This is a genomic window from Leifsonia sp. Root112D2 (assembly GCF_001424905.1).
GTDB lineage: Bacteria > Actinomycetota > Actinomycetes > Actinomycetales > Microbacteriaceae > Root112D2.
Genome location: NZ_LMCU01000001.1, coordinates 688669 through 711649, shown reverse-complemented (window position 1 = coordinate 711649; position 22981 = coordinate 688669). Strand labels below are relative to the sequence as shown.

At 62.3% G+C, this 22981-nt stretch carries 18 protein-coding genes, 1 tRNA gene and 1 pseudogene; 13 read left to right on the top strand and 7 right to left on the bottom strand.

The genetic code is table 11. The features are described 5' to 3' along the window. Positions 1-16: 16 nt before the first annotated feature. The 3 genes from serS (at position 17) to ASC63_RS03275 (ending at position 3464) form a co-directional block, all read left to right on the top strand. A complete protein-coding gene (serS, locus tag ASC63_RS03285; RefSeq protein WP_055809848.1) occupies positions 17-1282 on the top strand; it encodes a serine--tRNA ligase in 1266 nt (421 codons plus the stop codon). A gap of 1 nt (position 1283) precedes the next feature. Further along, positions 1284-2087: an HAD family hydrolase gene (locus tag ASC63_RS03280; protein WP_055809845.1), complete on the top strand. Its 804-nt coding sequence runs from the start codon at positions 1284-1286 to the stop codon at positions 2085-2087. 120 nt (positions 2088-2207) lie between these two features. Further along, the gene (locus ASC63_RS03275) at positions 2208-3464 is read left to right on the top strand and encodes an LCP family protein (RefSeq protein WP_055809842.1); all 1257 of its coding nucleotides are present in this window, start codon (positions 2208-2210) and stop codon (positions 3462-3464) included. 64 nt (positions 3465-3528) lie between these two features. On the opposite strand, the gene ASC63_RS03270 is transcribed toward ASC63_RS03275, so the two are convergent. Next, positions 3529-3921, bottom strand: coding sequence for a winged helix-turn-helix transcriptional regulator (locus ASC63_RS03270; protein ID WP_055809839.1), 393 nt, complete (start codon positions 3919-3921; stop codon positions 3529-3531). Positions 3922-4028: 107 nt separating this feature from the next. Between ASC63_RS03270 and ASC63_RS03265 the strand changes: the two genes are divergently transcribed. The 3 genes from ASC63_RS03265 (at position 4029) to ASC63_RS03255 (ending at position 5491) form a co-directional block, all read left to right on the top strand. Further along, positions 4029-4994, top strand: a complete 966-nt coding sequence (locus ASC63_RS03265; RefSeq protein WP_055809837.1) for an NADP-dependent oxidoreductase — start codon at positions 4029-4031, stop codon at positions 4992-4994. Next, complete coding sequence (locus ASC63_RS03260) at positions 4991-5308, top strand: NIPSNAP family protein (protein ID WP_055809834.1); 318 nt, start codon at positions 4991-4993, stop codon at positions 5306-5308. The genes ASC63_RS03265 and ASC63_RS03260 overlap by 4 nt, the downstream gene beginning before the upstream one ends. 98 nt (positions 5309-5406) lie before the next feature. Further along, positions 5407-5491, top strand: a tRNA-Ser gene (locus ASC63_RS03255). A gap of 63 nt (positions 5492-5554) precedes the next feature. Here ASC63_RS03255 and ASC63_RS03250 read toward each other — a convergent pair. Together ASC63_RS03250 and ASC63_RS03245 are read right to left on the bottom strand one after the other, a co-directional pair. Beyond that, complete coding sequence (locus ASC63_RS03250) at positions 5555-6655, bottom strand: site-specific integrase (protein WP_055809831.1); 1101 nt, start codon at positions 6653-6655, stop codon at positions 5555-5557. 125 nt (positions 6656-6780) lie between these two features. Then, positions 6781-7617 (bottom strand): GSU2403 family nucleotidyltransferase fold protein, encoded by an 837-nt coding sequence (locus ASC63_RS03245; protein ID WP_055809827.1) that lies wholly within the window; start codon positions 7615-7617, stop codon positions 6781-6783. Between the two features lie 24 nt (positions 7618-7641). Between ASC63_RS03245 and ASC63_RS16025 the strand changes: the two genes are divergently transcribed. Further along, entirely contained in the window at positions 7642-8616 is a 975-nt protein-coding gene (locus ASC63_RS16025; protein WP_082487133.1) for an IS481 family transposase, read from the top strand. Positions 8617-8683: 67 nt separating this feature from the next. Here the strand turns inward: ASC63_RS16025 and ASC63_RS03235 are convergent, their stop codons facing one another. Then, positions 8684-9781 carry a hypothetical protein gene (locus tag ASC63_RS03235; RefSeq protein ID WP_200936759.1) on the bottom strand — a complete coding sequence of 366 codons (1098 nt, stop codon included), beginning with the start codon at positions 9779-9781 and terminating at the stop codon, positions 8684-8686. Between the two features lie 565 nt (positions 9782-10346). After that, a complete protein-coding gene (locus ASC63_RS03230) occupies positions 10347-13034 on the bottom strand; it encodes an AAA family ATPase (RefSeq protein ID WP_235491762.1) in 2688 nt (895 codons plus the stop codon). 633 nt (positions 13035-13667) lie between these two features. Between ASC63_RS03230 and ASC63_RS03220 the strand changes: the two genes are divergently transcribed. Both ASC63_RS03220 and ASC63_RS16455 read left to right on the top strand, forming a co-directional pair. Further along, entirely contained in the window at positions 13668-14492 is an 825-nt protein-coding gene (locus tag ASC63_RS03220; protein ID WP_200936757.1) for an AlbA family DNA-binding domain-containing protein, read from the top strand. 53 nt (positions 14493-14545) lie between these two features. Then, the gene (locus tag ASC63_RS16455; RefSeq protein ID WP_200936755.1) at positions 14546-14758 is read left to right on the top strand and encodes a hypothetical protein; all 213 of its coding nucleotides are present in this window, start codon (positions 14546-14548) and stop codon (positions 14756-14758) included. Between the two features lie 14 nt (positions 14759-14772). On the opposite strand, the gene ASC63_RS03215 is transcribed toward ASC63_RS16455, so the two are convergent. Then, a protein-coding gene (locus ASC63_RS03215) for an IS3 family transposase (RefSeq protein ID WP_442915063.1) occupies positions 14773-15968 on the bottom strand; the annotation gives its coding sequence in 2 pieces (ribosomal slippage) (positions 14773-15678 and positions 15681-15968; 1194 coding nt in all). Positions 15969-16081: 113 nt separating this feature from the next. On the opposite strand from ASC63_RS03215, the gene ASC63_RS03205 reads away from it, so the two are divergent. After that, positions 16082-17476 (top strand): IS1380 family transposase, encoded by a 1395-nt coding sequence (locus tag ASC63_RS03205; protein WP_055809815.1) that lies wholly within the window; start codon positions 16082-16084, stop codon positions 17474-17476. 292 nt (positions 17477-17768) lie between these two features. Here ASC63_RS03205 and ASC63_RS03200 read toward each other — a convergent pair. Next, positions 17769-19156, bottom strand: a pseudogene (locus ASC63_RS03200) (IS1380 family transposase). 466 nt (positions 19157-19622) lie between these two features. On the opposite strand from ASC63_RS03200, the gene ASC63_RS03195 reads away from it, so the two are divergent. The 3 genes from ASC63_RS03195 (at position 19623) to ASC63_RS03185 (ending at position 22981) form a co-directional block, all read left to right on the top strand. Then, entirely contained in the window at positions 19623-20612 is a 990-nt protein-coding gene (locus ASC63_RS03195; RefSeq protein WP_055809811.1) for a LacI family DNA-binding transcriptional regulator, read from the top strand. Between the two features lie 324 nt (positions 20613-20936). After that, a complete protein-coding gene (locus ASC63_RS03190) occupies positions 20937-22094 on the top strand; it encodes an ABC transporter substrate-binding protein (protein ID WP_162242871.1) in 1158 nt (385 codons plus the stop codon). Then, positions 22091-22981, top strand: a complete 891-nt coding sequence (locus ASC63_RS03185; protein ID WP_055809806.1) for a carbohydrate ABC transporter permease — start codon at positions 22091-22093, stop codon at positions 22979-22981. Before ASC63_RS03190 ends, ASC63_RS03185 begins: the two co-directional genes overlap by 4 nt.

Here is a 22981-nt window from a genome sequence, read left to right as displayed (position 1 = left end):
GCCCTAGACTGGCACGGTGATCGATCCCGTTCTGCTGCGTGAAGACCCCGAGAAGATCAGGCGCTCCCAGGAGGCCCGCGGCGACTCCGTACAGTTCGTCGACGATGCCCTGGTCGCCGACACCGAGCGTCGCTCCGCCATCACCGCGTTCGAAGCGTTGCGCGCCGAACAGAACCTCTTCGGCAAGCAGGTGGCCGCGGCTCCGAAAGAGCAGAAGAAGGAGCTCGTCGCCCAGGCGCAGCAGCTTGCGGCGCGGGTGAAGGAGGCCCAGCAGCTCTCGAGCGAGGCCGAGCAACGCTTCGGCGAGGCCATTCGACGCATCGGCAACCCCATCATCGACGGCGTGCCGGCCGGCGGTGAGGAGAACTTCGTCACCCTGCGCACGGTCGGCGAGAAGCCCACATTCGACTTCGAGCCGCGCGATCACCTGGAGATCGGCGAGCTGCTGCAGGCCATCGACATGTCCCGCGGCGCGAAGGTCTCCGGCGCTCGCTTCTACTTCTTGCGGGGCGTCGGGGCGCGACTCGAGATTGCTCTCATGAACCTGGCCCTCGACACCGCGCTCGAGGCGGGCTTCACGCCGCTCATCACGCCCACCCTGGTCAAGCCCGAGATCATGCAGGGCACCGGTTTTCTCGGCGAGCACTCCGACGAGATCTACTACCTTCCGGGCGACGACCTCTACCTCACGGGCACGAGCGAGGTGGCGCTCGCCGGCTACCACGCCGACGAGATCCTCGACCTCACCGGTGGGCCGCTGCGGTACGCCGGCTGGTCGACGTGCTACCGACGCGAGGCGGGATCGGGCGGCAAAGACACCCGGGGCATCATTCGGGTGCACCAGTTCAACAAGCTGGAGATGTTCGTCTACACGCTTCCCGAGAACGCTGAGGCGGAGCACGACAGGCTCGTCGCCCTGCAGGAGAAGATGCTGCAATCGCTCGGCCTGCACTATCGCGTGATAGATGTGGCAGCCGGCGACCTCGGCTCGAGTGCGGCCCGCAAGTTCGACGTCGAGGCTTGGGTTCCCACGCAGAACGCGTTCCGCGAGCTCACCTCCACCTCCAACTGCACGACCTTTCAGGCGCGTCGCCTCGACACCCGCTCCCGGGTCGAGGGGGGTAAGACCGCGCCGGTCGCCACCCTCAACGGCACGCTGGCCACCACGCGCTGGATCGTCGCGATACTCGAGACCCACCAGCAGGCGGATGGCTCGGTGACGGTTCCCGAGGTGCTGCGCCCCTACCTGGGTGGTCTCGAGCGACTGGAACCGGTGCCCTGAGGTGAGCCCGCAGAACCGCATGCTCATCGCGCTTGACGTCGATGGCACCCTCATCCATGAAGACGAGAGCATCGGCGATGCGGTACTCGACGCCGTCGGTCGCGCGCAGTCGCTCGGCCACGAGGTCACGCTGGCCACCGGGCGCAGTTGGGAGACGGCCGGTCCGATTCTGCAGCGCTTCGAGCTGAACCCCGAGTACGTCGTGTGTGCGAACGGCGCGCTCACCATGAAGAAGAACCCGTCGCAGCCCGACGGATACGAACGCTTCTACGTCGAGACGTTTGATCCCACCGAGGTGCTCGAAACCATCCGACCGCACCTGCCCACCGGCAGTTTCATGGTGGAGGATGCCACCGGCTTTCGCCGGTACACCGACGGCATGACCGACTGGGAGCTGACGAACGCCCGCATGGTGTCGTTCGAACAGCTGGCCGAGCATCCGGCCACACGCGTTGTCGTTGTTTCTCCGCAGCACGATGAGGAGGAGTTTCTCGCCGTCGTGGAGCGCATGGGACTGCACAAGGTGAGCTACTCGATCGGCTGGACGGCCTGGCTCGACATCGCGCCCGACGGCGTGAACAAGGCCACCGCACTCGAGCGGGTGCGCGGCTGGCTCGACATTCCCCTCGCCGACGTGATGGCCGTGGGCGACGGGCGCAACGACATCGACATGCTGCGCTGGGCGGGTGCGGTCGGGCGGGCGGTGGCCATGGGGCAGGCACCGGATGACGTGGCTGCCGCGGCAACGGAAGTCACGGCCTCGGTCGATGACGATGGCGTTGCACGCGTTCTCGCTACTCTGTAATCTGCCGCTCAGCAGCTTGCCAGCATCCGCTGTCACTCTAGAAAGCCTGCGCGGCGAGTCTGGACCCGTGCAACACGTGACGTTCCTGCACGTTGCGTGACCGTGTATGAGAGGGAGTGAATGAGCGAGCTGCGACCACGCCGGGAGGCGAGACACGGTGCACGCCCCGCCGCGGGTGCGATAGCGCGCCACGGCCGTCTGCGCCGAATCGGCCCTGCTCGCACCCTGTTCAAGCTGCTTGCCGCGGCTGTCGGCGTGCTGCTCGTGAGTGCCACCTGCGTTGCTGCGTATGCCGTGTGGGATGTCGCATCGAGCGGCAAGAAGGCCGTGCATCTGGTTGACGCGAAGGGTAATCCGATTCCGCAGGTCGGCGCCATCGACGGCGCTTTCAACATGCTTCTCGTCGGCACGGATACCCGCACCGGCCAGGGCGATGGCTACGGCAGCACCGCAGACAGCTCGGGGCTCGGACTCAACGACGTGACCATGCTGCTGCACGTGTCGAAAGACCACAAGGCCGCTACGGTGGTCAGCTTTCCGAGGGACATGATCGTTCCTATTCCGTCATGCCCCGACGGCAAGGGCGGCTCGTACAGCGCCATGAGCGGGCAGAAGATGAACACCACGCTCACCTATGGTGGGCTCTCCTGTTCGGTGCTCACGGTTCAGCAGCTCACCGGGATGACCATTCCCTACGCGGCCATGATCGAGTTCAACGGTGTCGTCGAGATGTCGAACGCCGTCGGTGGAGTGCCCGTGTGCGTGGCCGGCGCGATTGACGATCCGTACACGAGCCTGCACCTGACGGCCGGCGAGCACACGCTCAAGGGCATGCAGGCGCTGGAGTTTCTGCGCACCCGCCACGGCGTGGGCGACGGCAGCGACCTGGGCCGCATCAGCAACCAGCAGGTCTTCCTCTCTTCTCTCGTGCGCACCATCAAGAGCGCCGACACGCTCGCCAACCCCGCCAAAGTGTTCGGGCTGGCCAAGGCGGCCGTGAGCAACATGACGCTCTCAGACTCGCTCGATGCCACCACTCTGGCGTCGATGGCTTTCGCGCTGAAGAACATCAACCTCAACGATGTGCTCTTCATTCAGTATCCGAACCACTACATCGACGGTGGCGGCGAGGTGCTCCCGACGACGGATGCTGCGCAGCAGCTGTTCTCCGCGCTCTCCACCGACACCCCGCTGAAGCTCACCGGCGACACCGGCGTCGGCTCGGAAGCCAACCCGAACGCGCCCGCGGCGACAACCCCGCCGAGCTCGACGTCGACGGCGGTGCCCACGACACCGGCAAGCGGAGTCGAACTGCCGAGCGACGTGCACGGCCAGACCGCGAACCAGTACACCTGCTCCAAGGCCTACAGCGGTTAACTCCATTGCCGAGAAGGTCCGACGAAGGGGGGCCCTCTCGAAACCATTGCCCCGCACACGGTGCTCAGCCCTCGAGCAGCGACAGGTCCCGTTCGCGGTCGTGACCGATGACGTCGTCGAGGTGGTGCTCGACCCAGACCCGCAGACTCCGCAGCGGCTCCGCCACGCTGCGACCGAGGTCGGTGAGCTCGTACTCGACGTGCGCGGGGACGGACGGATAGACGGTGCGAGTCACGAGGTCGGAGTCCTCGAGGCGTCGTAGCGTCTGTGCGAGCATCTTCGGGCTCACGTTGGACAGCAAGTGCTTGAGGGCGCCGAATCGCATCGGGCCCGCCTCGAGCCCGCCGATGGCGAGCGCGGTCCACTTGTTCGCCAGCAGTTCGAGAAGTGATCGGCACGGACACTCCGCCTCGTAGACGTTGTGATCGTGGTGTTTCCCGGTCGGGCAGGCTTCCATCCGCGCTCCTGGTATCTATTCGTAAGTAGACGCCCTTGCGGGTAACCACTACCGAAAGTATATGGTCGTGGTCGTCGGGCGGAGACACCGTCCGGAAGGAGAACACGATGACCCAGAACTTCATGCGAGCAATCCGACTGAACGCGTACGGCGACTCCTCGGTGCTGCAGCTCACAGAGGAGCCGGTGCCCGAGCCCCTGCCAACCGAGATTCGTGTGCGCGTGCACGCCGCCGGGGTCAATCCGGTGGATTGGAAGACCCGCGAGGGTGGCGGTATGGCGGGCGTCCTCGGGGGGCCGCCGATCGGCATGGGCTGGGATGTCTCGGGCGTGGTCGACGCGGTCGGCTTCGGCGTCACCACCGTGGCGCCTGGAGACGAGGTCTATGGGATGCCGTGGTTTCCCCGCGCCGCCGGTGCCTACGCCGACTACGTGACGGCACCGTCGCGCCACTTCGCCCGCAAGCCCCGGTCGATCGGGCACATCGCGGCGGCGGCGCTGCCCCTTGCCGCGCTCACCGCGTGGCAGGCGCTCGTCGACACGGCGGACGTGCAGCCCGGGCAGCGTGTGCTCATCCACGCCGCCGCCGGTGGCGTGGGTCACCTCGCAGTCCAGATTGCCGCCGCCCGCGGCGCGTATGTGATCGGTACCGGGAGCGCCGTTCGCGAGGAGTTCCTCCGTTCGCTCGGGGTGCACGAGTTCGTCGACTATCGCTCCACACGCTTCGAGGAGCAAGTTGAGGATGTCGATGTCGTCATCGACCTGGTGGGCGCCGCGGACCAGACGAACCTGCGCTCCATCGAGGTCGTGAAGCCGGGCGGCATCTTTGTCGGCATTCCCGCCGGCGTCGGCCCGGAGGTCGCTGCCGCAGCAACGGCGCGCGGTGTCCGTGCGACTGGGTTCCTCGTCGAGCCGGACCACGCCGCGCTCGTGTCGATCGCTGAGCTGATCGACGCCGGCAAGCTTCGTGTCGTCGTCGACAAGACGTTCCCCCTCGAGCAGGCCGGGGCCGCGCAGGACGCCGGTGCGACCGGACGCACCCAGGGCAAGATCGTCATCGAGGTCGCCAAGTGAACGGCGCAGTCGTCGAGATTCGCCGGTACATCGCGCACCCGGGCAAGCGTGCCGAACTCGCCAAGTACATGGACCGAGTTGTGATCCCCTTCGTCCAAGCTCGCGGCGTCGAGGTCACAGCTTCCCTCCTGGACCAGACCGACGAGAACGCCTACATCTGGATTCGCTCATTCCAGGACGAGTCGGATCGGGAGCGCAAGTACGAGGCGATCTACCAGAACCCCGAGTGGGTTGAGACCATCGCGCCCGTCGTCTCCGGCTTGATGGACTTCGACCGTGCGGTCATCACCATCGCCTCGCCAACCATCGAATAGCCGCGCTCCTCGGATTGTGATCCGGGTCGGCTAGAATCGTGCGGCGCGCAACTCGCGCGCATCCAGCCTGTTCGGCTCCGGATGCGTGCGCTGCGCCGGGAGGGCTGTCCGAGCGGCCGATGGAGCCAGTCTTGAAAACTGGTGGGCAGAGATGTCTCGTGGGTTCGAATCCCACGCCCTCCGCAGTAATTATTGTCTCAGTTCCCTTTGTTTTACTGGGATCGGGGCCCGCAGGGTTTCGTCAAATCATTCATTTGGCCACATTTTGGCCACAATTGATTCGGCTTTGGCGTCATCCAGGGCGTCGGCGACGGTGTCAATGTCATCGTCGAAGAGGTCGGTGTATACATCGAGTGTCATGGCCGCGGACGCGTGGCCAAGCATCCGTTGGACTGCCTTGACGTTCGCTCCGGCACTGATTGCCAGGCTCGCCGCAGTGTGCCGTAGATCGTGAATTGTCATTGGCGAGAGGTGCGAGGCGTTGAGAGCGGACTTGAACCAGGTTCGGGTGCCTCGTGTTGCTCGTCGAAGATAGTCGCCGTCCGCCGCCGGGAAGACGAGGCTGTCCGGGGTCTTGTCGGCGCATTGATTTGCCAGCATCGTGGCGATGAACCGAGGGAACGCAACCGCTCGTCGTTTGTATGACTTCGGAGTTCCCACAACGATCTCAGTGCCGACCTCTACGGCATTGACGCTGACGTTGATGCGGCGTCGCTCGAGGTCGATATCGCGCACACGGAGCCCGGTGGCCTCGCCCCATCTGAGGCCGGTGTACGCAAGCACGAAGATGAGGGTGGCATGTTCTCCGGAGTTGTTAGCGAGGGTCTCGATATCGCTATGGGAGAGATAGACGTGTTCTTTCCTGAGCTTTCGCGGGAGGTTGATTTCACGGGCTGGGTTCGCTCGGATGCGGCGATCGCGGACGGCGACATCGAGAATTGCCGCGAGGGCGCCATAAATTCTCAGGACGGTAGTCGCTGAGCGATCCTTCGAAAGCTCAGAGATCCAAGACTGCACGTCGCTGTGTCGAATTTGGCCGACTGGATAGCCTCCCCATGCAGGCTGAACGTAAAGGCGCCACGCGATTTCGACTGGGCGAAGGGAGGATGGTTTCAACTGCGTCTGCGTCGACAGCCACTGTTGGCCCAAGGATGAGATTGTCTCCTTGGATGTCGAGGCATCCACGAAGTCGCCCGTCGCCTTTTTCAGCTCGACGTCAGCGAGGTAGAGCTCAGCATCTCTCTTCGTCCGAAATCCGCGTTTCTGCGTCTGACTGTGATCGGGCTTTCGATAGCGGACTCGATAACGCTTTCCAGAAGCCGAGTTGTATGCAGTGATTGAGCCCATATTTTGCTCCCACAAAATTCTGTCAGGATGGCGTTAGTCGAGATAGCGCCACACGCTCCATTTCATCAAAGAACATGCATGGCCGCGAGGTGCACGCGCTGGTGTGCATGATGCGGCCTCGCCAATCATCCGGCCGCGAGCTGCGCGTCAAGATCCGCGGCGAGCAAGCTCACCGACTGCGCCACGAGCTCAGGGCTGCCGATCCCGAACTCCGCTGCGCCTGCCATTGTTGAGCCCGCTGCGTCTGGGCCAGCACTGAACAGTTCGGTCAGGAACCGACATGCGTCTGCGGTGACACTCGCACTGAGATCGTCACCAAGGAGACGCTGGATTTCGGAGGCGAGCTCTTCCGTGTTGATCGCTACCAATATTCGGTAGATGTCGTGCGCGTCTTTGTTCTCGACTGCGCGAGCCTCGTCGATTCGCTCGTGGAGCTTGTGAAGTTTTGCCACCAAGAGGGCAGCCGGGCCCGCTACCAGGACTCCGAAGCGTCGAGCGTCGTTCGGGTCAAACGCGCCAATCTCCATTTCTGAGTTGTCAACCAAGGCAGCCTCCAGGCCGATACTTTTCCGCATCGAGGTCCGGTCGTGAGGCGGCGCATCTACGCCACGCCTCCCGGTGCCAGCAATGGCCGCCGGCACCATGAGATCCACTTGTACCCCGTCCCGTGATACCCATACCCCAGGGTTGCGGTCCACCGGATGAAGGAATCTGCCCGCCTTCATAGCTGCCTCGACGAGTGGGGCGTCGCTGAGTTCGCGGGAGTCGATCACGAGATCGGCGTCAGTGGTGAATTCCGCGAGCGCGACCTCTGCCATGCCCGTGTGGAGGTAGATAGCCTGGGCGCCAACCAGAATGATTGCGTTCCGATGCGGGCCTAGCTGTACTTGGCCATGACGTTGGTGACACTTTAGGGCTTGCGAATAGCGAGAACCTCCGGGCTTAGTGGAGATATCTGACATCTTCTCAAGTCACCGGAGGTTCTCATGGGTCACGCTAATGCGCCATTGACTATTCGCGGGAAAGTTATCCTCATCCACCGTGTTGTTGTGGATAACAGGCCTGTCTCTCACGTCGCTAAAGAGCTCGGGATCTCGAGACAGTGCGCTCATCGCTGGCTGCACCGATATCGGCATTCCGGCATCGACGGGTTGAGAGAAAGATCCTCCCGACCTCATTCGTGCCCTCGACGCACAAGCCTGGAACACGAAGAGCAAGTGCTCGCTGCTCGCAAGCAGTTGAGGGCCGGCTCGTTCCGGATCGCGCTTGCCACCGGGGTGCCGACCAGGACGGTGTCACGGATCCTGGCCCGGTATCACGTTCCCCCTCTGGCCTGGTGCGATCCGGTCACCGGGCAGCTCATCCGTTCCTCACGCGCCACTGCTGCCCGTTACGAACGAGAGCGACCGGGAGAACTGGTCCATGTCGACGTGAAGAAACTCGGCCGCATCCCTGACGGAGGAGGCTGGCGAGGTGACCCTGAGCAAAACCGCCGCAATCACGAAACCGGCCATGGTCGCGTCGGCTTCGACTACGTCCATGGCGTCATCGACGACCACACGCGCCTGGCTTATGCCGAGATCCATCCCGACGAAAAAGGAACCACAGCAGCCGGAGTGCTCCTGCGGGCCGCAGAGTTCTTCGCCTCCGTCGGGATACCGAAGATCGAGAGAGTCATCTCCGATAACGCCTTCGCCTACCGGAAATCTGCAGCTTTCAAGGCAGCGGTCGCCCAACTCGGCGCACAGCAGCGCTTCATCAAGCCCCACTGCCCTTGGACCAACGGCAAGATCGAACGCCTCAACCGCACACTCGCCACCGAATGGGCCTACCGACAACCCTTCACCAGCAACCAGGAACGAGCAGCAGCCCTTGACCCCTGGCTCAACTACTACAACACTGAACGCATCCACACAGGCATCGGAACGACACCCATCAAACGAGTGTCACCAACCTCATGACCCAGTACACCTAGCGCCTCGAGCGCATCAAGTAGCGCCCGACGCGCGCGCACAACCTGGTCGTCGATCATTTGCGCCACCCTTTCTCGTTGTCCGCCATCCATGTCAAGAGCTCTTCCGCCTCTGCCGGATTTCGGCCGGGTCCATTCATGAGATCCACGGCTACTTGCGCGGGAGCGGCCAATGCGACTCCGTTTTCGTTCCGGACGGTGTTCGCGAACACAATGTCCTTCGACGACTTCGGTTCAATGAGAACGATGTTTGCGGCCGCCTCGGTGCGACGCAATCCCCACTCCTCTTCCGCCATTTCGGCGTTGTTTACGTAGACGAATGCGGATCGCGACGGTGCGTAGGGTGCCCAGTTCGCAGCAGCGACGGATCCCGTCACCGCGTAACGAATATCTGCAGAAGTCGATAGCCGCGCAAGAAAGCTCTCGAGCCCTCGAGGCTCGATATATTGGCGAACCTGGTTTTCTTGGAGGGTGTTGTAGTCGGTGCTCCATTCTCGAAGGAGCTTTTGCCAGTCCTTGACTATGACGTCTCCGGCCACGTCACTGCGCGAAATGAGATCCTCAGCCTCGAGGTAATTGACAACCCGATAAGTGGCACCGACAGAGGCGCCCGCTGCGCTCACAAGCTCGGTTATGCGCCACGGGCGGGCATTGTCGAGGAGAGTTCGAACCACGCGCGCGGCGGGCGCTCCTTTGAGGCTTCCCCGCGGCCTGCCGGCTCCTCTCCACGGGTCGTTGTCGGCGCCACGGTCACCTATGTAGAGGGCTGGGGCATCCAGCGAGATCCGCATGTTGCCGGTCGCATCGATGTAGGAGAGGCCAAGCTGTGTGAGTTCTGCGCGCACTGGGGGAGAGAGGTAGCGCGCTACAAGGACGCCAGCCGTGTTGGTTTTCATAGAGGCAGCCTGTTGCTGGATCACGTCTCCTATGCGCCCGAGATCACGCCTCTCGATGGTTCGTTTCGTCTCGATCGAAAGATAGACGGTGCTCCCGTCGGGTGCTGTGAGCAGGGCCGTGAAGTCGGGCCGCTGCGCGGGCAGATCGCTAGCTTCGTCGAGCGTCTCGAGGACCCATCCCGCCGGAAGCCGGTTCCGAAATAGTTCGGCTGCGCGTCGCCAGACCTGTTCGCTGGACTGCGGTGGTTCCTCGATCATTCTCATCCGTTCATTCGGAGAAGGCTTCCATTCCGACGGCAGCGGAGGAAGGCCATTCCCCGAATTTATCACGCGCGTTCGAAGAACTCCAACGTTTTGGTACTTGCAGGGGGCGGCCATCCACACCTGTCGACCCGGTCTAAGCGCACAATTGAAGGATGTATAGGGAGCCTCCTGCTGCCAGGCCATACGGTGTCTCGGACATCGAAGCAGTCGAGCTGTGCCGCGAGTGGATGGTTTATCTCGGTGAACCGGACACTGTCGTGAGCGCCACCCAAGAGGTACACGCCTGTGACTTGTACAGCGCGCGATATTTGAGCTGGGTAGACAACCGACGTGGAAATCTGGAGACGAATCTCGTTCTGAGGGCGATAGCGCTCACGGCTTCTGATGGTCGACGGCCGCTTATTTTCATTTCAGGCGGGTGCGCGGGCGAAGCACAACGCCTTGCCGAGGAAAAGGGCGTCGCGGTGATTCAATATGAGGCGCGGAATCGCTCGATCTCTGGACGCACGCCCGTCGGCCGCCGGTTCGTACGAGATCGGGAGCCGATTCACTAGAGGTACTACTGAAGCGTGTTCGAATTCTGCCGCCGTTCGGGATGGTGGATCGCGGCAGTTTGGCGTGCGCTTCGCGCCAAGTCGAATCGCGCTGCAATTCTCGACGCGTCAATTGAATCCTCGACCGTGCCACGGCACATCATGTCGACGAGATCATTTCGTGCCGCGTTCACGCTCGGACTCACCACGACAACACGATTGTCCGCGCGTCCTCGTGTCAACCCGACGTACAGTCCGGCCGCATCCACGCCAGGTCCGACAATCGAGCGGTCCGTGGTTTCGCCCTGAATCCCGTATACGGTAGTCGCATACCCAAGCTGGACGTTCTCAGCGGCGTATCGACGGTCGACGCGGTGCAAATCCCCCGTGTCGGTTGTCGACGCCAGCACAAGACCCGCGTCGTCTATGCGCTTGACGGTCCAGAGCTGTCGGTTTTGGACTCCGGACGACGATTGATTACGTCGGGTCTGGACGACATCGCCTTCGTGTAACGGCTGGCTATCTCTTCCAACCGCTATACGGTCCGCCTTGATCGCACCGGATTCGATTCGCCGCCGTTGTATCGCTTCGCTCACAGTCTGGGCTTGTTCATTGGTAGCTGTCACCAGAGCGATCGTTTCGCTCTTACCAGTCGTCTCGAACCAGTGGTCGACCATAAGCTTTTCGGCGGATTCGCTATCCGAGCTCAATTCGACATGAGTCGTCGATATCAGCTTGTTTGCCACCATCCACGCTGCCTCTGCGCCATTAGCGTTGCGGAGTTCGAGCGTTAGCTTTGCCCAGTCGGCATCTTTGAAGCGGTGGATATTCGTTAGTTCGACGTATGTTCCTGAGCGGCGTTTCATCGCCGCCATCGCGCCGGAATGCCCGACGGGCATGGCTTGGTACTCGTCGCCGACCACCGCGATACCGGTCCCGGTTTGTCGCGCGAGGGTGACCAATGCGTTGGCGGCCTCGAGCTCGAGCATGCCAGCCTCGTCGACCACGATCCGGTCGCCTGAGCGGAGCCGTGTATGGCGCGGACCTGAATACGTGATCCCTGAAATCGGATCGGTTTCGCCGATATTCAGCCTTGTCCAGACGGGTTGCCCAGCGGTATTGGCATTCCACCGCCATCCGTATTCGTGTAGTAGCTGGTGAAGCGATGATGCTTTGCTATCTGTCTCCCGTCCAGCGACCGATGACGCCTTCTTCGTCGGGGCGACGATGATCATTTGTCGTCCCCCACCACGCAGAGCAGCGGACGCGACCTTCAGCATGGTCGTCTTCCCGGCACCGGCCGCACCTGAGATCGTCACCAAAGGTTGGGTTCCGGCGATCGCTGCCGCACCCAACCTTTGACCGCTGTCCAGCATCCGATCCGGTTCGATGATCTTGGCGAGTCGTTCGATCTTCGCCTCGGCCAAACCAGCACCGGTGTCCGGCATAGCCTCGAGTTGGCGGGCAAGCGATACTTTTGCGATCGCAGTGCTGGTGGCCATCAACCGTTTCACATGCTGTGGGCTGTCAGTCTCATCCAGCAGATTGACCGTGTGAGTCGAGATTGCCGCATCCGTAAGCGTGTCCACCAAGTCGGCCAGGTCTTCGCGTTCGGCCATGACTCCGGATGCGGCGAGGGCGCGGAGGACGCCGGCGCGGACATCGAACACCGAGAATCTGCCACCGGTGCCGGTTGACCGGCGATCGGCGTCCACGACCGCTTTCGCGGCCACTAACTCTCGGTCAACCGCCGACAGCGCCACCGGCGTTGGCCGGACAGGGGCCCGGTTCTGGTTGGCCACGGTTGAGTCAACGGCCGCAATCTCGGTCACGATCGTGTTCTGCCAAACGTCCTCGTCCAGTTCTCCGGGCTTGTTCGGTCGGCCTTGTGCCCATGCCCACCGGTCAATCTGGTTCAGCACATCCCGCGACGGCTCCTGACCAGAGTACTGGCTCTTCCACCATTGGGTTCGGACAGCCTTGTTCGCCTCAATCTGCGCGGACCGCTTCGACAGCGGTCGCACCAACTTCTCGAGCTGCTCGATCTCACCCTGGCTGTTGAGGGTGAACCCCTTGGCCGCGAGGGCGGTGATCCACGCCGGGTCGGTGCGGGAGGCGAGGTCGCCTTCGGCGTTGATCACGTTCTGAAACCGCAAAGCAACCCGGGTGTCCACGTTCGACCACTTGCCGTCAACGCCTTTCACTTTGACGTTCAACCACAGGTGACGATGCTTGTGCGGATCCAACGACCGGGACCGCTCATGCTTCAACTCCACCACCTCGACCCGGGCAAGGTCTTCCCGAATGCTTCCGCCTTTCCCGCGCCGAGCGTTCAGCTCCGTCTGCCACAGCTTGATGATCCGATCCCGCAACCGGTCCTGCAGATCCTCATACGCCACGTTCAACTCGCCATCGAGCATGGCCGCGATCGAGAACGACTTTGGCGCGTTGATCGTCGCATCCAAGACGAGATCCGCGACAGGAGACTCGAGGTCGTAGCCGCGGCGTTCACCGGTCAGCGGGTCGAGTCCGTCGACCCAGTCCTGCAACTGGGTGCGGGAGAGGAGATCGTCGCGGATGGCGCCGTTCTCGACGATGTAGCGGGTCATCATCGCATCCGCATACCCCGCGGCCGCGAGTACACCGTTCGCAGTCTTCGCGGTTAGCGTCGAATCGCAAACCCCGCCGAAGGCGTACGCGATCGCCTGCTTCACCCCTTGGGAAGCCTTCCCTCGTTTCCATCGAGCCACACCACCTCGCACATACACACGTTCCCGTCGCGCGCTACTTTTGGCGCGCTGGAGGCGCGCACACTCGAAGAGTGCCTGCGTGCATCGCTCTTAGGCGTTGTGCTTAGGAATTCGTCTTCGACCTCTTCTTCGCTCGAGAGGCCCTCTTATCTGCCCGTCTTTGCTCGCGTGGGATAAAATCAGAATTCGGCTCGCCTCGCATTTTGTCGGTGGCAGGTCGACAAACCCGTCCCGGGTCGCCGCCCACCGACGTCAACTGCGCAGGCATGGCCCGGTCGGCCTGGGTGATCGCCTCACCATCCTGCGTGATCACCGCCTCCGGAAACCGCTCCCACGCCGCATCGGCAGTGGGTCCGCCGGCCGGTAGATGGGGTGATGCGCGGGGTCGAGCACGTCGTCGGTGAGGCTCATTGGCTGCGCCCGGACCTTCAGCTCGTTGGCGGCGCGGCCGGTACCCATTGTTGGCAGCGTGCTTAATTGAACTTGCTGAATGCCCCTCTCGGCCCCGATAGCTGCTTCCCGCGGCGGCCGGAACGTTCCCGTAGCTGTGTCAGCTGACGCAAGCCCGTTGTTGTTGCGCATCCCTACGCTTGGAGCATGACATTCACTGCACTGCATCGCGCCATCGGGATCGTGCCGGGGCCATTGACCGATGAACTGCTTGACACGGCGGTGAGCGACGGCGTTTTGGAGGCGAACGACTTGGATTGGAAGTCTGAGCTGCCGCCTGCGAAAGGGCTGCCGCTAACGGACTTTCCGAAGGATGTTGCCGCGATGGCGAACAGCGGAGGAGGGGTCATCGTTTTCGGCGTCCGAGAGACGCAGAAGGCCGCGTCGGAGCGGGTCGATGTCGGCGAGTTCGATGAGGCGTGCGAGCGGTCGCTACGTAGCGCCGCGATCACCGCCATCTCCCCGCCGGTGTTCGGACTGAACGTGCATCGGCTCGGAGGCCAGGGCAAGCGTGCCATAGTGGTCGAGATTCCGGCGAGCGTCGACGGCCCGCATTTGATCTACAGGAATGACTTCTTCGGCGCGCCTGTGCGCAACGGCTCGGACACCGTGTGGATGAAGGAGCGCCAGATCGAGGCGATGTATCGGGCACGATTCGATGAGCGACGCCACGCCGCCGAAGCCCTGGACAACCTGTCCGCCGAAGCCGCAGGCGGCCGCGACTCGGACAAGCACGCTTGGCTGATCGCCGTTGCCCATCCTCGTCTTCCCCGGTTCCGGAATCGACTGACCCGTGACGAGGCCCGTGATGTGCTGTCCAAGACCGAAGGACTGGCCTTACCTACGCGGGTCGAGGCGGCGTTCATCTGCTGGAGAGCGTGGAAAGGCACAACCCTCGACCGGGCCTGCGGCGATGGGTCGCGATCAATACCGCGACCGGCGAGCGATCAACGTGGAAGGAAGCGGGACTGAGCATTCACCACGATGGTTCCGTCACTCTCGCAGCCGCGGTGGGAGGACATCGCATGAGCAGCGATAACTACTTTGACGGATCGCAGGTTCAATCGTCGGGGATCGAATGTGCCATCGCCGACTTCATGGGACTCGTCCGCGCGACCGCAGAAACGACCGACAACGACGAATACGACGTGCGTATCGGGATCGAGTGGACAGGCGAGCAACCGCTGACCATCCTGACGACCGACAACTTCGGTCAAACGGGTCTGCTGCACGGTTAGGTGACAGGTTGTAGTCACGCCGCCAGTGCGACGGTCGTGTTCATGATGACCTCGAATTCGACTGGCGTCAAACGGCCCAGAGCGGCCTGCCGGCGGCGACGGTGATAGGTCCTTTCGATCCAGGTCACGATCGCGATGCGCAGCTGCTCGCGGGGGGTCCAGGAGCGGCGGTCGAGGACGTTCTTCTGCAACAGGGCGAAGAACGATTCCATGGCCGCGTTGTCTCCGCACGAGGCAACTCGACCCATGGATCCGACCAGGCGGTGGCAGGCCAGAGCGCGCAGGAACTTCCGCCTTCGAAATTGCGACCCACGATCGCTGTGAATCACGCAGCCGGCAACCTCACCACGCATCTGAACAGCGTTCTTGAGCGCTCGGACGGCCAAACTTGACTTCATCCGCGAGTCGATCGAGTACCCGACGATCTTGTTCCCGAACACATCCTTGATCGCGCAGAGATAGAGCTTGCCCTCCGCGGTCTTGTGTTCGGTGATGTCCGTCAGCCACAACTCGTTCGGCCCGGAGGCCGTGAACTCATGCCTCACCCGGCCGTTCTCGTCGGTCACGGTGCAGAGATCATCGTGAACCGCAGCTCCCGGCTTCTTGCCGCTCTTACCCCGCTTCTTCCCGAACACGGACCACCACTGGTTCCCCGACGTGATCCGCCACGCGGTGCGGTCCGCCATCGCCTCTCCCGCGTCGCGGGCCTCGTCCGCGAGGAGTCGGTGCCCGAACTCCGGGTCGTCCTTGTGAGCGTCAAATAGCGCGTTCGCGCGATATGCCTCCACGATCTCGCTGGTGGTGATGGGGTTTGCGAGCCACCGGTAGTAGGGCTGGCGAGAGAGCTTGAGAACCCGACACATCGCCGTCACGGGGATCCCCGATGCGGCGAGCTCTGTCACGAGCGGGTAGAACCTTTTCCCGGCAAGTTCGCCTGCGACAGATACGCCGCCGCCCGCCGCAGGACCTCGTTCTCTTGCTCGAGAAGCCGGACTCGCTTGCGCAGCTCACGGTTCTCCCCGGACTCGGCCCGGGACTGGCCAGGCTTGGTCCCGTCGTCCACCGCCGCGCGCTGCAACCACTTCTGCAACGTCATCGTATGAACGCCGAAGTCTTTCGCGATCTGCTCGATCGTGACTCCAGGCTCACGGCTGCGCGCGACACGCACCACGTCGTCACGGAACTCAGAGGGATAAGGCTCAGCCTCGATCCACCGGTCGGCTTGGGTCGGGAGCGGCGCGTTAAACAGAGAATGTCCTGTTGATCAGGAAAAATAGTGGTTACCACAACAACTATTGACCATCCCAAGAGGACATCTCGTAGATGCAACTTTTCCATAGATCCGCGTCCCCGTCAGCGACCTTCGAGGAAACGAATCTCGTGTCGGCCGCCGGGCTCGTCCCGGCGATGGCGTTGGCGGCGAACACCGGGCTCGGCGATCTGGCGAACAAGCACCTGGGCTTGCCCGGCTACTTCGGCGCGAACGCCGGGCTGAAGGTCACCGCTCTGGTCGCGGGGATGCTGGCCGGAGCCGATTCCATCGACGACATGGCCATCCTGCGCCACGGCGGGATGAAGAAGGTGTTCGTCGGGACGTATGCGCCATCGACGCTCGGCTCGTTCCTGCGGGCGTTCACCTTCGGCCATGTCCGCCAGCTCGACGCGGTCGCCTGCCGATGGTTGGTCAACGTCGCCGCGGCAGCTCCGATCGCAGCCGGGATCGACGAGTATGCCCTGGTGGATATCGACGACACGATCAAGGAAGTCCACGGTTACCAGAAGCAGGGATCCGGATACGGCTATTCCGGAGTGCGCGGGTTGAACGCGTTGCTCGGCATCCTCTCCACGACAACGTCCGCGCCGGTGATCATCGGCTCCCGGCTCCGCAAAGGCGCGACCGGATCCCCGCGCGGGGCAGGGAAGTTCGTCGGCGACATCCTCGCCACCATCCGCCGGGTGCGCTCCGCGTCCGCGTCGGGGCTCGTACTCTTGCGCGCTGACAGTGCGTTCTATGGCCACGCGGTCGTTTCCGCGGCGCACCATGCTGGCGCGAAAGTATCGATCACCGCCCGGATGGACCCGGCCGTGAAACGGGCCATCACCACCATCCCCGACGATGCCTGGACGACGATCGACTACACGGACGCGATCCGGGACGAGGCGACCGGAACCTGGATCTCCTGCGCCGAGGTCGCCGAGATACCGTTCACGGCGTTCAGCTCACGCAAGACCAGCGAACGCATCACGGGACGCCTGATCGTCAGGCGGATCCCGGAACTGAACCCGTTCGACGGCGACGGGCAACCCACCCTGTTCGACACCCACCGCTTCCACGCCTTCTTCACCACCAGCGAATTGGACACGGTCACGGCGGACAAAACGCACCGCGGGCATGCCGTCATCGAACAGGTCAACGCCGATTTGAAAAACTCCGCGTTGGCACACCTGCCCTCCGGGATCTTCACCGCGAACGCGGCCTGGCTCGTGCTGGCGACGATCGCGTTCAACCTCTCCCGCGCCATCGGCACTCTCGCCGGCACCGAGCTGGGCAAAGCGCGCAGCAGCACCATCCGCCGCAAACTCATCAACATCCCGGCACGCCTCTCGACCTCGGCCAGAAGAATCGTGCTGCACCTGCCCGAGCGTTGGCCCTGGGAAACCGGATGGAACACACTATTCGCGGCCGCCTGCGGGCCGCCCCGAACAGCGACCATCTGACCACCCAGCCACACGGCACGACCGGACCAGGAACATCACCGGCAGCAAGGCCGGAAGCACCATCATGCCCGCCAACAGAAAGCTCAGATCAAACGCGGGCCACCACTCCCACTCAAGCCGACCGGTGGATCCAGGCTAAGCCTGAATCCACCGATGTTTTCGGGTGAGGGGCCGTCGATCCCTGTTTGAGCTGGTGGTGCTTGATGGGCGCGGCGGAGCCGTGGGCCTCGCTGCCCTGGGTGTTCCACGGTGTGTTCCTGCTCGCGCCTTGTCGGCTGGTCGGTCGGGGTGCTCAGCCTTGTGGGGGCGCGAGGGCGTGGCTGAAAAGGGTTGTCCAGGCGGCCTCCCAGGGCCAGGCGCGGGGCAGGTGCAACGTGATGCGTCGTCCGGAAGACGCGACCCGCGCGGGGATAGTGATCAGTTTCCGGCGGATCGTCGCGGTCGTCGCCGACTTGAGCGCTGGCCCGGTGATGGTGGCGGCAGTGCGGGTGAGGTTGAACGCGATGACCGCGAGAACAAGCCAGGCCGCGTTCGCGGTGAACCGGCCCGAGGGCAGGTGCCCGAGGGCCGAACCCTTCAAGTCCGCGTGGACCTGCTCGATGATCGCATGCCGACGGTGTAACTGATCCGCGGTGAGCGTGTCGAGAGCGGTGGTGGTGAAGAAGGCTTGGAACCGGTGCGTGTCAAAGAGGGCCGGCTGGGAGAGCTTGGTTTTGTTGAGTTCCGAGATGCGCCTGACGACGAGGCGACCGTGAACGTGATCCTTCCTGGCCCGGGAGGTGAACGCGGTGAAGGGAACCTCGGCGACCTCCGCGTCGGAAACCCAGGTGCCGGTGGCGGGGTCGAAGATAGCGTTCGTGTACTTGATCTTCTGCCACGCAGAGTCCGGGATTGTGCCGATGGCGCGTTTCACGGCGGGGTCTTGCCGGGCAGTGACCGACACATCAGCGCCGACGTTGAGGGCCGCATTGATAGCCGCGTGCCCGTAGTAGGCGGAGTCCGCCCGCAGCGCCACCGGTGCTGCGGGCATGCCAGGGAGGCGGGTCACGGTTTTCAGGGCGTCCGCAACGATTCGAGCGGCACCTCTGGGCGATCCAGATGCTCCTTTCCGCAACCGTTGGGCGATGATCACCTGGGCCGTGGTCTCGGTCGAGACGGTCGCGATCAGAGCGTTGATGCCTCGGACGCCGGAGTAGCCGAACCCGGCATCCTGTTTCTGGTGCCCGTGGACCTCGATTGAAAAGTGTCATCGACATCCACGAACACCAACCCGCCCTCCGGTGCGGCCGGAACGATCGGCGCTTCACCGGCGAGATTCACCAGCAGACGGCTCGCAACAGCGTCGAGTTGCCGGACGTGACCGAAAGTGAACGACCTCAGGAACGATCCCAACGTCGACGGGGCATAACAGGAAGTGAAGACCCGGTTCATGCCGCAGTGACGCAGCACCGCCAGGGGATCGATCGAGTCCGCCCCGGCCACCATTCCGGCAACGATCAACTCGACTTTCAACCCTGTGTTGGCGCCCTTGTCCGTCGGGACGCTCAGCCATCGGTCGGCGAGGGTCCGAAGGCCGGCTTTCTCGGCGAGCCGCATGATCGGGAGCAGCCCGGCGGACGTCACAAGATTGGGGTCATCGAATGACGCGAAAGCAGCCTTGGCGGCGTGAGAAACTTGCATCTGCGAGATGCCTTTCGTTTCAGACGAGTGTTGTTCTAGACAAACTCCATTTTCCCTGATGAGAAAGGCATTCTCCGTTTAACGCGCCGTGACCCCCCAACCCACCCCGCATCGGTGGATCCAGGATAATCCAGACACTTCCAGTCCTCGTCAAACCACGCACGCATCTGCGCATACGACCGCGGATATTCACGCCCAGCAGCACGGTTCACGACCATCCGTCAAGGATGCCAAGATGGAGAACCCGTACATATGAAACCGTATTCATTACCCAAATTCGACTGACTACGGGTATTTTACGGACAATCTTCTTACGGCTACGAGGCCCATAACAAATATAAGCAAAACGTTTGCAGAGATTCATCATGACTGGTAGCGTCTCTTTTCAAGGCACCCTATTCCGATTTGAAGCCGGGTGAAGACGCTCACTGGTAGCGTCACCGCACCGCGATGAGGGGGGGGTGTTATGGCAGTAACGATGAGAGACGTGGCAAAGGCGGCTAGCGTGTCCCCCGCCACCGTCTCTCGTGCCCTGTCATCGCCGAAGATAGTCAATCCTCAGACGGCGGAGGCCGTTCGGCAGGCCGCCGATCGACTGGGTTACCGACTCAACCGTGCTGCGCGTGGATTGATCACCGGGCGCACCAGCATTATCGGAATCATCGTTCCGGACTTGGGGAACCCGTTCTTTGCCAGCATGGTGAAGGGAATACAGTCCCGCGCCCGCGCAGGCGGATACTCGGCGATCGTCTCGGATTCAGACGAGGACGGTAATGCTGAGGCCGAGTTGATAGGCGAACTGACCGGTCAAGTCGATGGGATGATTCTCTGCTCGCCGCGAATGTCCGAGAGAGACCTTCACGAATTGGCCAAAGAGATTCCCTTGGTCATGGTGAACCGTGCCGCTGATGGCATCCCGTCCGTGGTGTTCGATGACGAAGAAGGGGCTCGACAAGCCACGATGCATCTGCGCTCTCTCGGACACCGGACCTTAGCCTGGGCGGGCGGACCTGAGGCCTCCTGGTCGCAGGGACAACGGCTTCGGGGTGTCAAAATCGCGGTGGAAGAGACGGGCCTCGAGTTGTTGGAGTTCGGTCCCTTCGTTCCGCGCTTTGAGAGCGGCATAGCTGCGGCCGATCTCGTGCTCGCTTCGCAGGCGACCGCAGTGCTGGCCTACAACGACCTGATGGCGATGGGGATCCTGCGTCGCCTTTTCGAACGGGGAATCGCGGTGCCCACGGATATCAGCGTTGTGGGTAACGATGACCTGCTCTTCTCCACGATGGGCAGCCCCACACTGACGACCGTGGCGCTGCCCATCGAGCGAGCCGGCCGTGCTTCCGTTGATCTTCTCTTGGATCTGCTGACTCAGCCAGACTCTGCCGCGCAAATGCATCGAGAACTTCCAACGAGTCTGCTGGTCCGCGGCTCTACCGGCGAAGCGAAGGAGAAGTAATACTCAGCAGTGAAATAGACCCGATGCGTTGAAGTAGTCCCTAGTAAATATTCAGATCGTTTGTGTAATTGCAGCCTCGATCATCCGGATCGTCTGTTGCGTCCAAAATCAATGAAAGGGGTTCCTATGTCAGAGTCGCCATCACCCCGCGCTCCGATTACATTCAGCAGTTCTTCATCCGCATTGAGCCGCCGCGGATTCTTGACGGCCGGAGGCCTCGGCGTCATCGGGCTCACTCTCGCGGCGTGCTCGAGCGGCCCAACCATAAGGGCCACCTCGACCGCCGTGAGCACCAAGGGGGGCTCCACCGGTACCCTGACGATCATGGACCAGTACTCGTCTAACACCGAGAAGCAGGCCATGCTCACGATCGCCGCCAACTATGAGAAGGCGAACCCGGGAAGTACTGTCAAAATCCAGTCGCTCGCGCAGAATCTGTTCTATCAGCAGCTCGAAACTCGCATGGCGGCCGGTGACCCGCCTGACCTCGCGATGATGCCATTGCCCATCATCCCGACCTATGCGGCCAAGGGATACTACGCAGATCTGACGCCCTATCTGCCCAAGGACTTCTTCGCTCATTTCGATGAGAAACGAACCAAGATCGACAGGCCGCACGGCACGATCGCGGGTGTCCCGATGGCCGATTCCGTGCGTGCCGTTATCTACAACAAGACGGCGCTGCAGAAGGCCGGCATCAAGGCTCCCGGCGTCAACGATGAGCCGTGGACATGGGACCAGCTGGTCGCCGCGGCAAAGAAGGTTCAAGCCGAAGGCGGAGTTACCAACGGCTTAATGTTCGAGAAACCCAGCTTCGATGGCTGGATCCCGTTTCTCTTCCAGAACGGTGGAAGCCTTTTGGATGCCAAGGGGAATCCTGACATCAACAATGCTGCAGGCGTCGGAGCATTGGAGTGGACAGTCGATCTGTACAAGCAGAAACTGGCGGCTCCCGGCGTGATCGAAGGAACCGTCAATCCATTGACCTTGTTCGAGTCCGGGCAAGTAGGCATCTGGCTCTCCGCAGGCTCCGACATGGCGCCCGCGCTTGCGGCGCAGGTCAGGAACTTCAAGTGGGGCGCCACCTTCCTGCCCAGGAAGGTCAAGGCCACCACTGTGAACGGGGGCGGTGACCTCATCGCTTTTAAAGGCAAGAATGCCGAACACGCTGCAAACTTCATCCTGTTCGCCTCACGACCTGACCAGATGCAGATCTACACGACGGCCGTCGCCAGTCTGCTCCCCCGCGATGACCTGAAGACCACTCATTCGTCGATCTCGGATGTGCTAGCCGTCTTCAGTACTCAGGTGAAGAAGTATCTTGATCCGATTGTTGCAGAACAGTTCCTGACCCCGATGTACGGGGCGGCAAAGACCGGGCTGCTTCGCGAATTGCAGTCGGCGGTGATATTCAGCGAGACCCCCAAGGCCGCAGCCGACAATATGAACAAGGTGTTAGTGGCTGCCAAGGCTGCATCTTGACGATCACCAGGCCGGTCAGGCGACGACGCCCGCTTCGTTCGAGCGGCATCGCCCCCTATCTGTTCGTTGCACCGAATATTGTTGTCGTTCTGTTGTTTGCGATCTACCCGCTGATCGAGAACATCGTGCTCAGTTTTACCAGCGACGATGGGACCAATCGTTTCATCGGGGGTGCCAATTACGCCGCACTCATTCACGACGAGGCGTTTCTGGCATCCGTACGCAACACCGTCTACTACACGATCCTTCTCGTGCCGATAACGGTTGTTCTCAGCCTGCTCATCGCGACCGGCATGAACAAGGTTCGGCGGTTCAAGGGTGTGTTGCGAGCTATGTACGTCATGCCCTACCTGCTGTCGTGGTCGGTCAGCGGGTTGGTGTGGCGGCAGATGTATCAAACCAACAACGGAATCCTGAACACGATCCTGCAGACGTTCGGGCTGCCGACGTCCGGCTGGCTTCTCGACCCGAACATGACGATCCCGTCGCTCGCGATCGTCGGGATCTGGGCGGGTCTGGGCTACTACATGGTGATCTATCTGGCCGGTTTGCAAGGAATCCCGCTCGAAAGATACGAAGCGGCTCGAGTCGACGGCGCGTCGTCGTGGCAGCAGTTCGTGCATATAACATTGCCCGGCCTACGACCCATCACCATGCTCGTTGTGATCCTCTGCACCATCGCGTCGTTCCGCGTCTTCGAGAGCATCTACGTGATGACTGGAGGAGGACCGGGTGACGCCTCCTACGTGATGGTTCTGTACATCTTCATCAAGGCGTTCGCTGACTCCTCGTTGAGCTATGCGGCCGCGGTGGCTTGTGTTCTCTTCGCGGGAATCCTCGTGGTGACCTTGATCATGCAGCGGCTAATGGGCAAGGAAGACGATTGA